The organism is Planococcus sp. 1R117A (genome assembly GCF_051417975.1).
In the GTDB taxonomy this organism is placed as follows: Bacteria; Bacillota; Bacilli; order Bacillales_A; family Planococcaceae; genus Planococcus; species Planococcus shenhongbingii.
This window is the reverse complement of the sequence record NZ_JBPRLO010000001.1, coordinates 540,553-556,546: the sequence shown is the minus strand read 5'-3', so window position 1 is coordinate 556,546 and position 15,994 is coordinate 540,553. Positions and strand designations below refer to the sequence as shown.

Below are 15,994 nucleotides of genomic sequence, written 5' to 3'. Positions count from 1 at the left end.
GAAAATGAAAAAAATGTTTTTACTGTTGGTAATGGCGGCAATGATGATTTTGGCAGCATGTTCAATGGAAGCGCCTGGTTCTGAATCAGAGGATGCTGGAGGCGGTGGAGAGTCGGGTGGAGATTACAAAATCGGTTTCTCTATTTCTACATTGAATAACCCGTTCTTTGTCACATTGAGTGAAGGTGCTGAAGCGAAAGCGAAAGAACTGGGCGCAACGATTTCTGTAGTAGATGCCCAAGATGATGCAGCAAAGCAGGCAAGTGACGTAGAAGATTTAATCCAGCAAGGTGTGGATTTAATCATGATCAACCCTGTGGATTCTGAAGCGGTGGCTGCAGCAGTTGAATCTGCCAATTCAGCCAACATTCCTGTGATTACAGTTGACCGAAGCGCAGCAGGCGGAGAAGTTGTTTCCCATATTGCATCAGACAACATTGCCGGTGGGGAAATGGCAGGAGAATACTTATTGTCGCTTGTTGGGGATGGCGCACAGGTAGCTGAACTGGAAGGCGTGCCAGGAGCTTCTGCAGCACGTGAACGCGGAGAAGGCTTCAACAAAGTAGCAACGGAAAGTTTAGAAGTAATAGCAAAACAAACGGCTAATTTTGACCGTGCAGAAGGTTTGACGGTTATGGAAAACATTCTTCAAGGGAACCCTGACATTAAGGGAGTGTTTGCGCACAACGACGAAATGGCATTGGGTGCTCTTGAAGCGATTGAAGCAGCAGGAAAAGACATTACAGTAGTTGGCTTCGATGCAACAGAAGACGCGGTTAAAGCAGTAGAAGAAGGCCGCTTGGCTGGAACCATTGCCCAAAAACCGGAACTGATCGGGCAGACAGCGGTCGAAACTGCTGTAAAAGCATTGGATGGCGAAGAAGTGGAAGCATCGATTCCGGTTGAATTGGAATTGGTGAAACCATAATTAGAAAACGAGGCATTGCGGAAACGCAATGCCTTTTCTATTTCTGCTATACTGGCTTTAACAGTAACGAGCGGGAGGCGATGGTATGAGGCATGTCTGGAAGTTGAAGTACGGATCGCACACAATTCAAATAGAGAAAACCTTATCAAGTGAAAAGCTTTTTGTGGATGGCGTTTTGCAAGATGAACAATTGGGGTTCCATTGGAGTTCACGGCTGTTCGGGAAAGTGCAAAATGATGAAGGCGAGACTGAAGACATCAAAGTCTCGATCGGTTTGTTCCTTTTTAAAGTGCAATGCCGGATTTTTGTCGGGGAACGGCTTGTCCATTCGACGGATATCCAGTGGGAAGGCTGAAAATTAAAGCCGGTGTATGAAGAGAGGCAGAACATGCCTCTCTTTTTTTTGTTTTATGCTCTACTTCAAGCCGATTATGCCCAACTCTGGATGCTTTATGCCCATCTAGGAAGGTAATATGCCCAACTTCGGTTCCGATATGCTCAACTGCCATTTCCTGCGATTATTTTTTAATATTGAATGGATAATATTACTATTAAAGATAAAAATTATATGTTCATTGATTCATTTGTATAAAAATCGGAATATTCTTTCTTTTAATATGCTACGCTTCTGTTATTACACGATTGAAGGAGATGGGCGAGTGGATAAGAAGCGGTCTTGGAAGTGGGGAGTTCTTTTATTTTTAGCAGCGGCATTGGCTTTTTCGCCAATGCAATGGGGCGATCGCAACCAGTCGGCGGGGGCGGATGAAGACTATGCCGGGCTGGTTAATGACATCAATGGAATTTTACAGGATAAGCGGCTGGATGGTGCGACCACCGGTGTCAGTGTTCGAAAAGCTGATTCAGGGGAAGTGATTTACGACCATTTCGGCGATGTTCGCCTAAAACCGGCGTCGAACACGAAATTGTTCAGCAGCATGGCTGCACTTGAAACGCTTGGGGAAGACTATCAGTTCACCACGGAAATACATACAGATGGACAGCTTAAAGGAAAAGTTTTGCAAGGCAATTTATATTTGAAAGGCAAAGGAGATCCGACTTTGCTGCAGGAAGACTTTGAACAGTTTGCTGCCGAATTGAAAAGCCAGGGCATTCAGAAAGTGAAAGGCAATTTGATCGGCGATGATACTTGGTATGACGACGAGCGATTGTCTGAAGACATCACCTGGAAAGATGAAATCTATTATTACGGAGCGCAAGTATCTGCCCTGACCGCTTCACCAAATGAAGACTATGACGCCGGGTCAGTCATTGTGGAAGTCAACTCAGGAGATAAAGTAGGAACCGAAACAAAAGTGACACTCACGCCGCATACGGATTATGTAAATGTCATCAATAAAACAACGACAGTGCCGGCAGGACAAAAGAAAACTGTTTCCATCACACGAGACCACGGAACGAATGATGTCATTATCGAAGGGGAAATGCCGCTTGAAGGATCGCGCACGCGCGAGTGGATTGCGGTATCGGAGCCTGCCGGTTATGCGCTTGATTTGTTTGAGAACGCATTGCTGGCAGAAGGTATCCAGTTGATTGGCAATCACAGTCTGGAGATGGGGAAAACTCCAGAAGGCACAACTTTGCTTGCTGAGCGGAAATCCATGCCATTGCGCGATCTTTTTATTCCGTTCATGAAGCTGAGCAATAATGGGCACGCGGAAATTTTGGCCAAAGAGATGGGGCAGGTGGTATCCAGTGAAGGCAGCTGGGACGCTGGCCTTGATGTAATTGAAGAAGTAGCAGCAGGGCTGGGCGTCGATACGGGCACTATTCAATTGCGCGACGCTTCAGGTATGTCTCATGTGAATTTGATTCCAGCCAATGAAATTTCCCAGCTGCTTTATGCGGCACAGCCAAAAGAGTGGCATGACACTTTCTTGACTTCACTCCCAGTAGCTGGTGCAGCAGACCGCATGGTCGGAGGAACGCTTCGCAATCGGTTGAAAACAGGGGAAGCAACAGGGAATGTCATAGCTAAAACCGGAAGCCTGACAGCTGTTTCCTCATTATCGGGATATGCCACCACGAAAGAGGGAGAGAAGTTGGCCTTTTCGATTGTCATCAACAATGATTTAGCCACCGTTACGCCAATTGAAGATGCTATTGCCACAGCGATTGCAGCATATGACGGCGAATAACTGATACAAGCCCCGAAAAGTAAACTTCTTTTCGGGGCTTGTGCTGATTTGGAGAAAAATCGAATAACTTTATAGAGCTCTCTAGTAATTTCACTCTCAATTCTGTATGTTTATGGTATTCAGAAAATAAACAAGGAGGAATTACATATGAAACCGATCATCGGTGTTACTTCATCAAAGGAGTTAGGAAAAGAAAAATACCAGATCCAACTGGCGGATACAGAAGCGATTTTGCAGGCAGGCGGATTGCCCATCATGCTTGGGCATTTAAGGGAAGAAGCAGACATAGATCAAATAGCTGAACACATTGATGGGCTGTTTGCAGCAGGCGGTTATGATGTCGATCCGACTCTTTTCGGAGAAGAGCCCCATCCGAATCTAGGCACCATTATTCCTTCAAGAGATGCTTTTGAACTGGCGCTGATCCAAAAAGTCCTGGAGCTTGGCAAACCAATTTTAGGCGTATGCCGCGGAGCGCAAATTTTGAATGTTGCAGTGGGAGGAGATATGTATCAAGACATTCCTGCTCAAAAAGAAGGCGATGTGCTTCAGCATCAGCAAAAGGCGCCAGTGGAACATGGCAGCCACTTCGTTCACGTGGAAGAAGGTTCGTTGCTTCATCGTTTGACTGGAACTGAAAAACTGAGAGTCAACAGCCGCCATCATCAGGCGAACCGGCATGTTCCTGAATCATTTCTGGTCAGCGGAACCGCAAGCGACGGCGTAATAGAAGCGATTGAAAGCAAGCAACATCATTTTGTCTTGGGGCTGCAATGGCATCCCGAAAATATGGCGATCGCATCCGATGAGCCTTCTCAGAAAATTTTCAAAGGATTCGTTGAAGCTTGCGTGGAAGAAGGAGATGAATAAATGAAAATCATCGATACACATTGTGATGCTTTGCTGAAATTGCAGTTAGCTAAAAGAGGAAGTTTTTTTCAACAAGAACCATTGAATTTTACCGACTCTGAGGCACTGGATACCAATTATCAACGCCTCCATTCAGGCGGAGTAAAAGTCCAGTTTTTCGCTATTTTCCTTTATCCGGATGTACCGTCAGACGAAAAATGGCAGCATGCACTGGAGCAAGTGGATCTATTCTACACCGAAGTTCTCAGTAAAAATCCGGCGATAAAGCACATAAAAAAATGGGAAGACATTGACCGCTTAAAAGACAATGAAATTGGCGCTGTTTTGACGCTTGAAGGAGCGGATGCATTCGGAAACGACTTGATGAAACTGCGTCAATTATACCGCTTGGGTGTACTGTCAATTGGACTGACGTGGAACAACGCAAATTTATGCGCAGACGGCGCAGGAGAACCGCGTGGAGGCGGCTTGACGCTGCTAGGGAAAGAAGTGGTGCGCCTGAACAATGAACACCGGGTTTTCACGGATGTTTCTCATTTATCCGTAAAAGGCTTTTGGGATGTCATAGAACTTGCGGATTATCCGCTGGCGAGCCATTCCAATGCCCGCGCGCTCCGTGATCATCCGCGCAACCTCGACGACGATCAGGCTAAAGCGATGTTTGCGAAGAACGGTTTGATCGACGTGGTATTTTGTCTGGACTTTATTAAAGAAGATACGTCCAAGGTCACCATTCCGGATTTGATCAAGCACATCGACCACTTCTGCGGACTTGGCGGCGTCCAGAATATCGGAATCGGTTCCGATTTTGACGGCATCGGTGCGTATATAGAGGATTTGGAAAATGCCTCGAAATTCCAGAATCTTGTCAATGAACTGCAAAAGCGTTATTCGGAAGAGGAAGTTGCCGGTTTCGCCTACCGGAACTTTTTAGAGCATCGGCCTGGCATCCAAGCATTAAGGGGGATAAATAATGGAAGAACAAGTGAAAAACAAAGTGAAGTCGGTATTTGGCAAAAACGCTGACAAGTATGTAACAAGCGATATCCATGCGAAAGGGGACGATCTTCCGCTCTTAGCTGAGTGGTTGCACCCTGAAAAAACATGGACCATCCTGGATATTGCGACAGGCGGCGGGCATGTCTCCAGAGTACTGGCACCGCGAGTCGGTACAGTCGTTTCAATCGATTTGACAGAGGCGATGCTGGAAAACACAGCAAAGCATCTCCAAAAGGATTTTGACAATATTCTTTATGTGGTAGCAGATGCTGAAGCTTTGCCTTTTTTAGCAGATAGCTTTGATGCAGCAGTTTGCAGAATCGCGCCGCATCATTTTCCGCATCCTGAAAAATTCATCCAGGAAACAGCACGTGTATTAAAGCCGGGCGGAAAACTTATTTTGATTGATAATGTTGCACCAGAAGATGCTGAATTGGGCATTTTCATGAATACCACAGAAAAACTGAGAGATGACAGCCATGCGCGTTGTTTGTCCAAAAGGGAATGGCGCCAATTGCTGGAGGCGAATGCACTGGAGGAAATCCAATCACTGGACCGCAAAAAAACGTTCAAGTATCCAACATGGGTAAGACGGACGGCTGACAGCGAAGAACAAATTGAACGTGTCACCCGGCATTTACTGGAGGCAGATGGCGCAGCCAAAGATTATTTTAAAATCGCTGTCCAAAACGGAGAAATTCAGACTTTTGAGATTGATGAATGGATGGTTATGTACCAAAAATAAAACCAGCGCACTGATTTTTATCAGTGCGCTGGTTTTTTGCTACTCTTCAAATACTTGAGCAGGTGCATTTTTTGTGTGTTTTCGTTTATGCAGAATGGCATTTATTTCCGCACCGACGACCAGGATTAGACCGGTCAGGAAAAACCACAGCATCAGAACGATAATAGCACCGAGGCTGCCGTAAGTGGCAGAATAGCTGCCGAAGTTTGAAACGTAAAACGAGAAGCCGAGTGACACGACTTGCCACAGAATAGTAGCAATAACCGCACCAATGATTACTTCTTTAAATGGAAAATGCTTATTCGGCGCAAATTTGTAAAGGAATGCCAATACAATACTCATAACCGCAATAGAAATGACCCAGCGAAGCACTTGGAAGATAATTTCGGTTTGCGGCGGCAAACTCAGGATTGAACTGACTACGTCGATAATAGTGCCACCGAAAATCGGAAGAACCAGCGCCACAATAACGGCCACTAGCATAAAGAGAGTCAAGATGATTGCCATGCCTTTCAATTTGAAGAAAGAACGCGTTTCTTCTACATCATATGCCTGATTGGTGGCTTCGATAAAAGCTGTCATGGCATTAGATGCTGACCATAATGTACCTAAAATACCGAATGTCAGTAAACCGCCGGATGGGACAGTCACCACACTGACAATTGTATCCTGGAACGTGGCAGCCATTTCTCCGGGAAGAATAGTGCCTACTAAATCCATTACCCGTTGTGGGTCGAGCTGTAAATACGGAAGAATTGCTAGTAATAAGATTAATAATGGAACAATAGCTAATAAATAATAATAAGCTTGTGCAGCAGCCAGTGTCGTGGCCCTGTCTCTTTTAATTTCGCCGACCAAATCTTTGGCGACGGCCTTCGCTTTGCTCATAAATCCAACCTCCTTAGTTAATGTTGCTTATCTTTTATATGCCCCGTAATGCTGTGCTTTAATCCTCTAAACGGAAAGAAGCGGACATGCAGATGGGCATGCCGCTTCTTTTTCCTGTTTAATCTAAGGTTTTAGCACCTATAATTTCTGCAAATGAAAGCTTTTGGGTATGGAGTCCGGTATCGAGATGGAGCTTCTGCAGGCGCAAGTCAATAACAGTGATAATACCCGTGAAAGTTTGCGCGTCTCCACGCCAGACGCGGATTTCAATATCACATTGCCGTTTATAGGCGAGTTGGATTTCTTCGTAAATAGCTTCCAAGTCAAATTCGTCCAGATCGGGCTTCGTGTTGTAGCGGTCTTCTTTCTGCCATTCGCGAAGCATTTGCACATGCTCCGGCAGCATCATAGCAGTCCATTTAATGCTTCCACGGTCTTTAATGTGCCCTTTTACCGATAAATGTTTGTTTAGCTTCATCATGACCCTCCTTCTAGCAAGAACGTTTGTTCTAATTTTATATAAGAGATGACTAAAGGTCAATCCTAAGCCGAAATAATTGGGTTTTATAGACAAAAAGAAAGGCATTCCAACTTAGGAATGCCCTTTTTTTATTAATTGTTGACGATTTCAACCGCCACTTTCAAGATATGGTGGTTCTCCATGTCAATAATTGACCAGCGGTGGCCTTCTTTTTCGACAACATCTCCAGTTTCAGCCTCAATCAACTGGTGTTGAATCCAGCCGGCTATCGTGTCGATGTCTTCGCTATCTTCAAATTCCATGTTAAAGCGCTCTTCCAAGTCTTTTAAAAGAACGCGCCCGTTTATAAGATAACGGTCTTCACTTTCTTTAATAATTTCAGCTTCTTCTTCATCGTCAAATTCATCGCGTATTTCACCAACGATTTCTTCTAAAATATCTTCCATCGTAATGATGCCGGATGTTCCGCCGTATTCGTCAATAACAAGCGCGATATGTGTACGGTCCTTTTGCATTTTCATGAGCGCCGTTTGAAGCGGCGTAGTTTCATGGAAATAAGGAAGTTCATGGATGAAGTCAACCATGTTGACACTGCCATTAACCGCATAATGCGTTAAAATTTCCTTCGCATTAATAAACCCGATCAAATCGTCTTTATCTCCGTTATTCGCAATTGGATAGCGGGTATACCGGTGCTCCCGAAGCTCCGCCAGCAATTCGTCGCTGTTCAAATCCTGCGGGAATGCAATGATTTGCGTGCGGGGAACCATGACGTCCTTCGCACTTCGCTCATCGAATGCAAAGATGTTTTGCATATAGGAAAGCTCAGTCTGATTGATTTCACCGCTTTGAAAACTTTGAGCCATGATGATTTTCAGTTCTTCTTCTGAATGGGCCTGATCTTCTTTGACCTGCTGTACGCCGAAGATCCGCAGAAACACTCGAGCGGAGCCATTTAAAATGAAGATAAAAGGTGCCATGATTTTACCGAACCAGTAAAGCGGGGGAGCCAAAGACAAAGTCATGCGCTCCGCAAATTGCAGCGCCAACGATTTTGGAGCCATTTCACCGACTACAACATGCAGGAAAGTCACAAGGGAGAATGCCAGAACAAACGAAATGATCAAGGAAACAGAAGCAGGAACGCCTAAAAGTTCAAACAAAGGATGCAGCAGGCGTTCAATTGTCGGTTCTCCGAGCCATCCGAGCCCGAGCGCTGTCACTGTGATGCCAAGCTGGCAAGCCGATAAATAATAATCCAAATCGCCGACTACTTTTTTTACAAGCACAGCTTTTTTATTTCCTTCTTCAATCAGCTGATCAATGCGCGAAATGCGGACTTTGACAACAGCAAACTCTGCACCGACGAAAAAGGCAGTCAACGCGATTAGTAAAACGAGTAAAGCTAAATTCATTAAAAGTATGGGGTCCAATAAATTCCCTTAAATAAGGGATTCACCTCCGGGTTATTTTATATAGTAATAAATTTACCATAAATTTAAGATAAAACATATAGCAAACGCTTGTTAGCCCTTCAATACCTCGTAGGTAATTTCCCTGATATCAATAATGGTCTCTTCGCTGATGACATCTTCAAGCACAACTTCTCTAAAATAAGTGACACTTGCTTTTAGCGGGATGGCCAGCAATTTTTTCAATGCAATCCGGTACATCGCCACAAATTCTTGGTCAGCGTTGCCTCGTTTCAGTTCTGCAAAAGATTCGTAAAACTGATCCAGTTTGTCCGCCATTTCAAGCAGCCGGCCTTCAATAGTCGCATCTTTGCCTTCTTTCATCCGATCGAAAAAGACTTCCTGAAAATCTTCCGGGATTTCCCGTAGAATGAACTTTTCCATCATGCCTTCTTCAACTTTTGCAATCATTTCCTTCAATTCAGGAGATGAATGCTTGACGGGGGTTTTGATATCTCCGATAAAGACTTCTGCAAAGTCATGATTGATGGTTTTTTCATACAGGGATTTCCAATCGATGGTCTGTCCAGCCCGCTCTTCAATTGTTGCAAAGAATAAGGCATACTGGCTGACTTTCCAAGAGTGCGCTGCCACGTTATGTTCTTCGAATTTAAATCTTCCAGGAGCCCGAATAATACGCTCCAAATCATTCAATGAAGTAAAAAACTTATGAATTCCCATTCCCTCGACTCCTTTTACGTAATTTCTCTAACAACACCATACCCTATTTTGCGTATAATAAAAGATGGAACAATAAAAAAGGAGACAATTCGCATGACAGGAAAAACACACATCACAGGCGGTATCGCAGCAAGCCTTGCTTTTGCTCAAATCACCCATTACGATCCGGTGATCTTGCTGGGCGCCGGAGTGGTCGGGGCTATACTTCCCGACATTTGCCACGGCGGCAGCAAAATCGGAAGAACTCTTCCGATGTTGTCGAAAATTATTAATACATTATTTGGGCACCGTACATTCACTCATAGTCTGCTGTTTTTAATATTGATTGGCGTTTTATTAAATGCTGTTTCTGTAAACGAAGCGGTAACTGCTGGAATCTTAGTAGGGATGGTGAGCCATTACATATTGGATATGGCGACAAAAAACGGCATCAAGCTGCTGTTTCCCCTTAAAATTACAGTTCGTTTCCCTATAACCACCAAAACTGGAAGCATAGCCGAATATGCAGTATTTGCTGCCTTGTCTCTCTTGTCGGTTTATTTCGGCTACGAAGCTTTCTCTTTCTATTTTTGATTGCCGAAATGATGTTTTATAAAAGGCAATAAGGGAATATGTTCCTTAAAAGAGATAGGGAGGCAGGTTTGATGGGGAAAGACGACTTTTCAACTGAAAGACAGCCGAATTCGAATGGTACAGAAGATCGGCGGCAGCGGGAAGAATTTGAAACCATTGAGCAGGAATCCAATGAGGATGGCATGGAAATGGGGAAAAAAGGCGCTCACAGCAACTTAGGAATCGGGGATGAACAAAATCCGATTAAAGAGCGTGAAGAAGGTTGAAAAGGAAAAGCATCTTTAGGTGCTTTTCCTTTTTTCTATGCGTCTGTACAAAGTGACCGCAAATAAGTAAAGCAATGGCAGAAAAGCCGTAAAGAGCACCAATCCGGTCCAGCCGCTGACTAACCATAACGGGCTTAATAATGAACTTCCGGCAGCGACGCCAATATAATAAGAAACCAAGTAAAGGCTTGAAGCACTGCCTTTATGGTGGGCCGCTTGCTGGCCGACAGAAGCGGCAGTCAGAGAATGGGCTGTGAAAAAACCGAGACAGGTAATACATAAACCGGCCACGACTACCCAGAGAAAAGGGCTTAAAGTTAAAAGGATGCCGAGGGAAAGAATCACGACGCCGGCTCTGCGGATTTCCCGCAAGCCAAACTTTTCTGCAGCCCGTCCGGCCAGTGGCGAACCGATCACGCCGATTCCGTAAACAAAAAACAAATAGGAAATTGACTGAAGGGACATGGAGAAAGGCGGGTTTTCCATGTGAAACGGCAAATACGTCCAAATGCCTGTAAAGGAGATTTGAAGAACGGCACCCAGCCCGAAGACAACCAGCAATGATGGATTTTTCAAATGAAACCAAAAACCTTCAAGGTCTTTTGCAAAAGAAACATCGCCTGGCTGAAAATGGTGGGATTTTGGCAGCAGAAACAAAACCGCTATGAATAAGAAGAGGCCCGTGACACCAAAAAGGACAAAAGCGGCTTGCCAGGAAAAGCGATCAGCCAAAAAACCTGCAAGCACTCGCCCAATCATGCCGCCAAGAGCATTGCTGGAAATGTATAAAGCTGTCGCATAACCGATATGTTTAGGAGCGATTTCCTCACTTATGTAAGCAAGCGCTGCGGCTGGTACGCCGGCAAGCGCAAATCCCTGGACAAAACGGAGCAGTAAAAACCAAGTATACGATTCAACCAGCGGAAGCAGAAAAAAAGGGAGCGCTGAACCCAGCAGGGAAAAAATGATATAAGTCCGTCTGCCGCTGCGGTCTGAAAAAAAGCCTAAGACAACCAAACCGATGATGAGCCCGATTGTAGTCAGTGACATGGCTAAGCTTGCAGCAGAGACCGACACTTTGAATTCAGTTACGAACAGCGGCAATAACGGCTGGACAGCATAAAGGTTAGCAAAGATAAAAAGAGAAGCCAGCAGCAGGCTGAACATGATTTTCCAGAATTCGTGATTTTCTGTTGTATACTTTTCTGCCTCCATAAAACCACTTCCGTTCGTTTAGCAATACGTTCATATTACCATTAAACAGAAAATTCCGGAGGTTAACAAAGCAATTATCCCCATTAAAAAATCCCGCAATAAAAGTCATTGCGGGAGTCGTTTATATTTTTTTAAAGAAAGCAATGATTTGTTTTTTTGAAGGTTCTTGTAGACGGTAACGAAGTTCTTTGTTCTGAGTGTTTACCAGATGGTATGCAGGGTTTTCCGCGACGGTAAACTTCCAATGCGGTTTGGTATTTTTCTTCTTGATTTGCAGTTCAGGCGGCATCATCTTTTTTTGAAAACTTTCCAGCTTAGCCATTAAAAAGGTGTCCATATACCGTACGATCAAAAAGCCTTGCTGACGTTCCGGATCAAATTTCGCCAAATTGAACTCGCTGATATCGAACCCCTTCTCATAACGCTGAACCGATGGGGACAGCACAAAACAATCCTCGTTTGTAAAGACCGTAGAATTGCCCTGTTGTTTCAGCCCTAATTCTTCAACCAGAAAATCTTTGTTAACCAGACTCATTTCTCGCGCCGTAGCCATGTAATTCCTCCTAATGAAACATATTATACTTTTATTATAACACTCTTCCGACAATAAAGGGGCTAAGATGAGCTGTTGCATTTTCGTGTCCTCTAAAAAACTTATATCGGACAAAAGCTTTGGAGAGGAGATGGCAATAAAGAGAAACTCAATCAATAGAAGATCTTCATTCCTCACTAAGTAAAAGCGGACATAGGCTGAGAGTCTTTAAAGATGAACAAAACGGGAATAGTGGTGAGAAGTGCTGGCTATTGTTTGGAAAACGAAATACAGGAAAGGAAGGAACTCCATGAAAACAATCGGAATGATCGGTGGCATGAGCTGGGAATCTTCGGCTGAATACTACCGGCTGATAAACGAAGAAGTGAGAAACCGCTTAGGCGGCCTGCATTCAGCGAAATCCATCCTTTTCAGTGTGGATTTTGAAGAAGTGGAGCGCTGGCAGGCAACCGGGGACTGGGAGAAAGCCGGGAATTTACTGGGCCAAGCAGCAGCGGCGCTTGAAAAAGCGGGAGCTGATTTTATTGTCATCTGCACCAATACAATGCATAAAGTAATAAGCGACATTGAAGAAAATATCTCAATTCCGGTTCTGCATATTGGAGATGCAACTGCCAACAGGATTCATGACAATCAAATTCGAAAAGTGGGATTGCTGGGCACAACATACACGATGGAAATGGATTTCTATAAGTCCCGCTTGATTACAAGCGGTTTAGAAGTACTGATTCCGGAAGAAAAGGAACGGGAAGAAATTAACCGAATTATTTTCGAGGAATTGTGCATGGGTAAAGCGGTACCGTCATCGAGGGGATTTTTTCAGGAAACGATTCGGAAATTGGCAAGCAAAGGGGCAGAAGGAATTGTGCTTGGCTGCACGGAAATCGGCTTGCTGATTCAAGAAAAGCATGCAGCTATTCCTTTGTTTGATACCACCGCCATCCACGCGCAAGCAGCCGTAGAACAAGCGCTCAGCAAATAATCGGCATTGCGGGAAAGGTTCTGCTATATTAAAGATAATAACAAGCCAGCTTCGGAAAGGATGGTCACGATGTGTGGAAGATACTCATTGTATGCAGATTACAGCGTCATACTGGAACGCTTTGACATTGATGAAGTGACGTTTGGAGAAGAAGAATATTCGGAGAGCTATAATATTGCCCCTTCCCAGCAAGTGGTGGCAGTGGTCAATGACGGAACCAAGAACCGTTTAGGATTTTTGAAATGGGGACTCGTTCCGCCATGGGCAAAAGATGAGAAAATCGGCTACAAAATGATCAATGCACGCGCAGAAACAGCGGCTGAAAAGCCAAGTTTCCGGAATGCCTTCAAGAAAAAGCGCTGTCTCGTTGTAGCTGATTCTTTTTATGAATGGAAACGGACCGATGACGGAAAAACACCGATGCGCATCAAATTGAAATCGGATGAGCCTTTCGCTTTCGCAGCATTATGGGAATCCTGGAAGTCGCCCGAAGGCAAGACAGTCAATACTTGTTCCATTTTGACAACTAAAGCAAATGAGTTGATGGGTTCTATTCATGACCGAATGCCGGTGATTTTATCGAAAGAAGCGGAAAAAGTTTGGCTTGATCCGAAAGTGCAGGATGAAGAAGTGCTTGGAAATCTATTAAAGCCATTTGATTCCGCACAATTAGAAGCATACGAAGTTTCGGATGCAGTCAACTCTCCAAAAAACAACGGGCCCGAATTGATCCAGAAAGTAGGCTGACGGGAAGCTGGCGGAAATGATCCGGCCAGCTTTTCTTGCCTTCTTCATTCGCAAGGAGAATTTAGAGAAAAAGACAATGAAGACAAATACCGGCTTTTGAAAAACCCATATGGGCAATGTGCTTATAAAAGAGGGGGATTTCGAATGAAAAGCGGTCTGATATTAGAAGGCGGAGGCATGCGGGGTGTTTACACAGGAGGTGTCCTCGAGAAATTCTTGGAAGAAGAGATTTTCGTGGACTATATCATCGGGGTTTCGGCCGGTGCCTGCAATGCTTCTTCTTATGTGTCGCGGCAGACGGGGCGCAATCATAAAGTGACCATCGGCTCTGTGCATCATCCGGATTATATTTCTGTAAAGAATTTATTGTTGAAAAGAGAACTGTTCGGGATGAATTTGATTTTTGACGACATCCCGAATCGGCTGGTGCCTTTCGATTATGACAGTTTCCATAATGCAACTGAAGAATTTGTTATAGGGACCACGGATTGCCTGACCGGGGAAGCGCTCTATTTTGAAAAACGCCAGCATGCCAAGGATGTCTTGTCCCTCGTTCGGGCTTCCAGTTCACTGCCTTTTATGGCGAAGCCGGTTGAATTCAAAGGCAGACTCCTGATGGACGGCGGAGTGGCAGACCCTATTCCAATCCGTAAAGCTCTCGAAGATGGTGTAACAAAGCCTATAATCGTCTTGACTAAAGAAAAAGGATACCGGAAAAAGAAAAATTCTTTTGCCAAATTGATGCCGGCTTTTTATCGCCAATTTCCTGGCATCGTGAAAAGCATGGAAAGCTGGTATTCAAGGTATAACGAAACGGTGGAGTTTATCGAAGAACTGGAAGTTGAAGGTAAAGTGCTTGTCATTCAACCTTCCAGATTTTTCAAAATGAACGGGATGGAACGTGATACTGAAAAGTTAACGGAATTGTATAACCAGGGCTATCATGATGCAGAAGCAAAAATGCTGGAAATCAAAAAGTTCATCTCGCTTTAACGGTTGTCAGGAAAAATAAGGAGTGGTATAGAAATGGCTGGAGTAAAACGGATAGAAGCAATATTAAGCGGTTCTGAACCGTTTAAAGTAATCGACATGGAAGTGAAAAATTATCTGCCGATTTTTTCAGATTATCAGCGCATGAGCCCGTTCTTTATGCTGGACCATGGACCGCCGAAAAGATTCTCTCCGATTTCAGGGGAAGGAAGAGTCGACGGGCTTCATCCACACCGTGGATTAGAGACAGTGACGGTTGTCTATGAAGGGGCAATTACGCATTATGACACGAAAGGCAATGGAGGAACAATCCATAAAGATGAAGCTCAGTGGATGACAGCGGGTGCAGGGATTCAGCACACTGAATTTCCAGAGCTTCCTGAAGGCGGCTTGTCTGAAATGATTCAACTATGGGTGCTGCTTCCGCGAGCGCATAAAATGACAGAGCCGAAGTACCAGCCGTTGACCCGGGAAACGATAAAGTCTGTTCCTGTCCGGGATGGGGAAGTCCGGATCATTGCGGGAAATTATTCAGGAGTAACCGGCCCTGCAACTTCCTTTACGCCGATTCATCTTTTGGATGTCCGGCTGGAAATAGGCGGCGAGGCGGAATTGGCATTTCCAGCGCATTTCAATACCGGTGTTTTCGTAGTGAAAGGCGAAGTGGAAGTGAATGGCGAAACCGCTGTGGCATCCGGCAACTTTATTCTCTTTGAAAATGCAGGAGAAGATTTGATGTTGAAGTCCCTCAGTGACCGTACGGTTTTGCTTGTCTTGAGCGGCCAGCCGCTGCAAGAACCGATTGCGCACCGGGGGCCATTTGTGATGAACACACCAGAAGAACTCGACGAGGCATACCAGGATTTTTGGAGCGGAAAATTCGACTGACTTTAGAACTGCCCCGATTCATATAGGAAACCTGAAGTTTCCTATATAGAGGCATTACTTTTTTCAGTAGATATAAGTTAAATCAGCGAGGAGTGTTCTTCATGATTGTACGGCTAGACCATTATTTGGAAAAAACAGCGCAGGCCATTCAAAAAATTCAGCAGCCGGCATATAAAGTTGAAGCGGCATTGATGGGGTTTGAAGGAATCCCTCAACTGCATGAAACGGTTGAGAAAATCCAAGACAGCCAAGAGATTTTTATGGGCTTTTTGGAAGGAGAATTAAAGGGCTTTATTTCTTATAAAGAAGAAGGCTGTACAATCGATATACATAGATTAGTAGTCGCACCTTCCTATTTTCGCCAAGGCATCGGCAGAGCATTGCTGAGGTGCTTATTAGAGCAATATAAGGGCCATGACTTTATCGTAAGCACTGGGACCGCCAATGAACCGGCTAAAAAACTATACGAATCGCATGGTTTTATTGAGCAGGATTGCTTTGAAGTCGCGCCTGGAGTTTTTTGTAGCCGCTTTCTAAAGAGGAAGTAAAAAGTTCTA

19 protein-coding genes are annotated in these 15,994 nt (G+C 44.6%); 13 read left to right on the top strand and 6 right to left on the bottom strand.

All coding sequences use genetic code 11. From position 1 onward, the window contains the following. Positions 1–4: 4 nt before the first annotated feature. From rbsB to ACSFXN_RS02475, 6 genes are all read left to right on the top strand, one after another. Positions 5–928: a ribose ABC transporter substrate-binding protein RbsB gene (rbsB, locus tag ACSFXN_RS02500; protein WP_437148624.1), complete on the top strand. Its 924-nt coding sequence runs from the start codon at positions 5–7 to the stop codon at positions 926–928. Between the two features lie 85 nt (positions 929–1,013). Beyond that, complete coding sequence (locus tag ACSFXN_RS02495) at positions 1,014–1,283, top strand: hypothetical protein (RefSeq protein ID WP_437148623.1); 270 nt, start codon at positions 1,014–1,016, stop codon at positions 1,281–1,283. Positions 1,284–1,656: 373 nt separating this feature from the next. Then, the gene (gene dacB / locus ACSFXN_RS02490) at positions 1,657–3,087 is read left to right on the top strand and encodes a D-alanyl-D-alanine carboxypeptidase/D-alanyl-D-alanine endopeptidase (RefSeq protein WP_437149149.1); all 1,431 of its coding nucleotides are present in this window, start codon (positions 1,657–1,659) and stop codon (positions 3,085–3,087) included. A 147-nt stretch (positions 3,088–3,234) separates the two neighbouring features. Continuing rightward, positions 3,235–3,957 carry a gamma-glutamyl-gamma-aminobutyrate hydrolase family protein gene (locus tag ACSFXN_RS02485; protein ID WP_437148622.1) on the top strand — a complete coding sequence of 241 codons (723 nt, stop codon included), beginning with the start codon at positions 3,235–3,237 and terminating at the stop codon, positions 3,955–3,957. Further along, the gene (locus ACSFXN_RS02480) at positions 3,958–4,983 is read left to right on the top strand and encodes a dipeptidase (protein ID WP_437148621.1); all 1,026 of its coding nucleotides are present in this window, start codon (positions 3,958–3,960) and stop codon (positions 4,981–4,983) included. It begins immediately after the preceding gene. Further along, a complete protein-coding gene (locus tag ACSFXN_RS02475) occupies positions 4,931–5,701 on the top strand; it encodes a class I SAM-dependent methyltransferase (protein WP_437148620.1) in 771 nt (256 codons plus the stop codon). Before ACSFXN_RS02480 ends, ACSFXN_RS02475 begins: the two co-directional genes overlap by 53 nt. A gap of 39 nt (positions 5,702–5,740) precedes the next feature. On the opposite strand, the gene ACSFXN_RS02470 is transcribed toward ACSFXN_RS02475, so the two are convergent. From ACSFXN_RS02470 to ACSFXN_RS02455, 4 genes are all read right to left on the bottom strand, one after another. Next, a complete protein-coding gene (locus tag ACSFXN_RS02470; protein ID WP_437148619.1) occupies positions 5,741–6,589 on the bottom strand; it encodes a YihY/virulence factor BrkB family protein in 849 nt (282 codons plus the stop codon). Between the two features lie 118 nt (positions 6,590–6,707). After that, entirely contained in the window at positions 6,708–7,067 is a 360-nt protein-coding gene (locus ACSFXN_RS02465) for a YolD-like family protein (protein ID WP_437148618.1), read from the bottom strand. Positions 7,068–7,201: 134 nt separating this feature from the next. Beyond that, positions 7,202–8,485, bottom strand: coding sequence for a hemolysin family protein (locus tag ACSFXN_RS02460; protein ID WP_437148617.1), 1,284 nt, complete (start codon positions 8,483–8,485; stop codon positions 7,202–7,204). 111 nt (positions 8,486–8,596) lie between these two features. Further along, a complete protein-coding gene (locus tag ACSFXN_RS02455) occupies positions 8,597–9,223 on the bottom strand; it encodes a YfbR-like 5'-deoxynucleotidase (RefSeq protein WP_437148616.1) in 627 nt (208 codons plus the stop codon). Between the two features lie 93 nt (positions 9,224–9,316). Between ACSFXN_RS02455 and ACSFXN_RS02450 the strand changes: the two genes are divergently transcribed. Beyond that, entirely contained in the window at positions 9,317–9,796 is a 480-nt protein-coding gene (locus tag ACSFXN_RS02450; RefSeq protein WP_437148615.1) for a metal-dependent hydrolase, read from the top strand. A gap of 71 nt (positions 9,797–9,867) precedes the next feature. Then, entirely contained in the window at positions 9,868–10,062 is a 195-nt protein-coding gene (locus ACSFXN_RS02445; protein WP_437148614.1) for a hypothetical protein, read from the top strand. A 15-nt stretch (positions 10,063–10,077) separates the two neighbouring features. Here the strand turns inward: ACSFXN_RS02445 and ACSFXN_RS02440 are convergent, their stop codons facing one another. Both ACSFXN_RS02440 and ACSFXN_RS02435 read right to left on the bottom strand, forming a co-directional pair. Continuing rightward, positions 10,078–11,277 carry an MFS transporter gene (locus ACSFXN_RS02440; protein ID WP_437148613.1) on the bottom strand — a complete coding sequence of 400 codons (1,200 nt, stop codon included), beginning with the start codon at positions 11,275–11,277 and terminating at the stop codon, positions 10,078–10,080. 121 nt (positions 11,278–11,398) lie between these two features. Continuing rightward, on the bottom strand, positions 11,399–11,830 hold the full coding sequence (locus ACSFXN_RS02435; RefSeq protein WP_300990284.1) for a hypothetical protein: 432 nt from the start codon (positions 11,828–11,830) through the stop codon (positions 11,399–11,401). 289 nt (positions 11,831–12,119) lie between these two features. Between ACSFXN_RS02435 and ACSFXN_RS02430 the strand changes: the two genes are divergently transcribed. The 5 genes from ACSFXN_RS02430 (at position 12,120) to ACSFXN_RS02410 (ending at position 15,985) form a co-directional block, all read left to right on the top strand. Further along, the gene (locus ACSFXN_RS02430; RefSeq protein ID WP_437148612.1) at positions 12,120–12,812 is read left to right on the top strand and encodes an aspartate/glutamate racemase family protein; all 693 of its coding nucleotides are present in this window, start codon (positions 12,120–12,122) and stop codon (positions 12,810–12,812) included. A gap of 69 nt (positions 12,813–12,881) precedes the next feature. Continuing rightward, positions 12,882–13,559, top strand: a complete 678-nt coding sequence (locus ACSFXN_RS02425) for an SOS response-associated peptidase (protein ID WP_437148611.1) — start codon at positions 12,882–12,884, stop codon at positions 13,557–13,559. A gap of 144 nt (positions 13,560–13,703) precedes the next feature. Then, complete coding sequence (locus tag ACSFXN_RS02420; protein ID WP_437148610.1) at positions 13,704–14,552, top strand: patatin-like phospholipase family protein; 849 nt, start codon at positions 13,704–13,706, stop codon at positions 14,550–14,552. Positions 14,553–14,585: 33 nt separating this feature from the next. After that, positions 14,586–15,437 carry a pirin family protein gene (locus tag ACSFXN_RS02415; RefSeq protein WP_437148609.1) on the top strand — a complete coding sequence of 284 codons (852 nt, stop codon included), beginning with the start codon at positions 14,586–14,588 and terminating at the stop codon, positions 15,435–15,437. Positions 15,438–15,538: 101 nt separating this feature from the next. Then, positions 15,539–15,985 carry a GNAT family N-acetyltransferase gene (locus ACSFXN_RS02410; RefSeq protein WP_437148608.1) on the top strand — a complete coding sequence of 149 codons (447 nt, stop codon included), beginning with the start codon at positions 15,539–15,541 and terminating at the stop codon, positions 15,983–15,985. Positions 15,986–15,994 lie beyond the last annotated feature (9 nt).

Bases quoted from the DNA above. Each gene is read 5' to 3' on its own strand.
- rbsB (WP_437148624.1), top strand. From the start codon at position 5: ATGAAAAAAATGTTTTTACTGTTGGTAATGGCGGCAATGATGATTTTG.
- ACSFXN_RS02495 (WP_437148623.1), top strand. From the start codon at position 1,014: ATGAGGCATGTCTGGAAGTTGAAGTACGGATCGCACACAATTCAAATA.
- dacB (WP_437149149.1), top strand. From the start codon at position 1,657: ATGCAATGGGGCGATCGCAACCAGTCGGCGGGGGCGGATGAAGACTAT.
- ACSFXN_RS02485 (WP_437148622.1), top strand. From the start codon at position 3,235: ATGAAACCGATCATCGGTGTTACTTCATCAAAGGAGTTAGGAAAAGAA.
- ACSFXN_RS02480 (WP_437148621.1), top strand. From the start codon at position 3,958: ATGAAAATCATCGATACACATTGTGATGCTTTGCTGAAATTGCAGTTA.
- ACSFXN_RS02475 (WP_437148620.1), top strand. From the start codon at position 4,931: ATGGAAGAACAAGTGAAAAACAAAGTGAAGTCGGTATTTGGCAAAAAC.
- ACSFXN_RS02470 (WP_437148619.1), bottom strand. From the start codon at position 6,589: ATGAGCAAAGCGAAGGCCGTCGCCAAAGATTTGGTCGGCGAAATTAAA.
- ACSFXN_RS02465 (WP_437148618.1), bottom strand. From the start codon at position 7,067: ATGAAGCTAAACAAACATTTATCGGTAAAAGGGCACATTAAAGACCGT.
- ACSFXN_RS02460 (WP_437148617.1), bottom strand. From the start codon at position 8,485: ATGAATTTAGCTTTACTCGTTTTACTAATCGCGTTGACTGCCTTTTTC.
- ACSFXN_RS02455 (WP_437148616.1), bottom strand. From the start codon at position 9,223: ATGGGAATTCATAAGTTTTTTACTTCATTGAATGATTTGGAGCGTATT.
- ACSFXN_RS02450 (WP_437148615.1), top strand. From the start codon at position 9,317: ATGACAGGAAAAACACACATCACAGGCGGTATCGCAGCAAGCCTTGCT.
- ACSFXN_RS02445 (WP_437148614.1), top strand. From the start codon at position 9,868: ATGGGGAAAGACGACTTTTCAACTGAAAGACAGCCGAATTCGAATGGT.
- ACSFXN_RS02440 (WP_437148613.1), bottom strand. From the start codon at position 11,277: ATGGAGGCAGAAAAGTATACAACAGAAAATCACGAATTCTGGAAAATC.
- ACSFXN_RS02435 (WP_300990284.1), bottom strand. From the start codon at position 11,830: ATGGCTACGGCGCGAGAAATGAGTCTGGTTAACAAAGATTTTCTGGTT.
- ACSFXN_RS02430 (WP_437148612.1), top strand. From the start codon at position 12,120: ATGAAAACAATCGGAATGATCGGTGGCATGAGCTGGGAATCTTCGGCT.
- ACSFXN_RS02425 (WP_437148611.1), top strand. From the start codon at position 12,882: ATGTGTGGAAGATACTCATTGTATGCAGATTACAGCGTCATACTGGAA.
- ACSFXN_RS02420 (WP_437148610.1), top strand. From the start codon at position 13,704: ATGAAAAGCGGTCTGATATTAGAAGGCGGAGGCATGCGGGGTGTTTAC.
- ACSFXN_RS02415 (WP_437148609.1), top strand. From the start codon at position 14,586: ATGGCTGGAGTAAAACGGATAGAAGCAATATTAAGCGGTTCTGAACCG.
- ACSFXN_RS02410 (WP_437148608.1), top strand. From the start codon at position 15,539: ATGATTGTACGGCTAGACCATTATTTGGAAAAAACAGCGCAGGCCATT.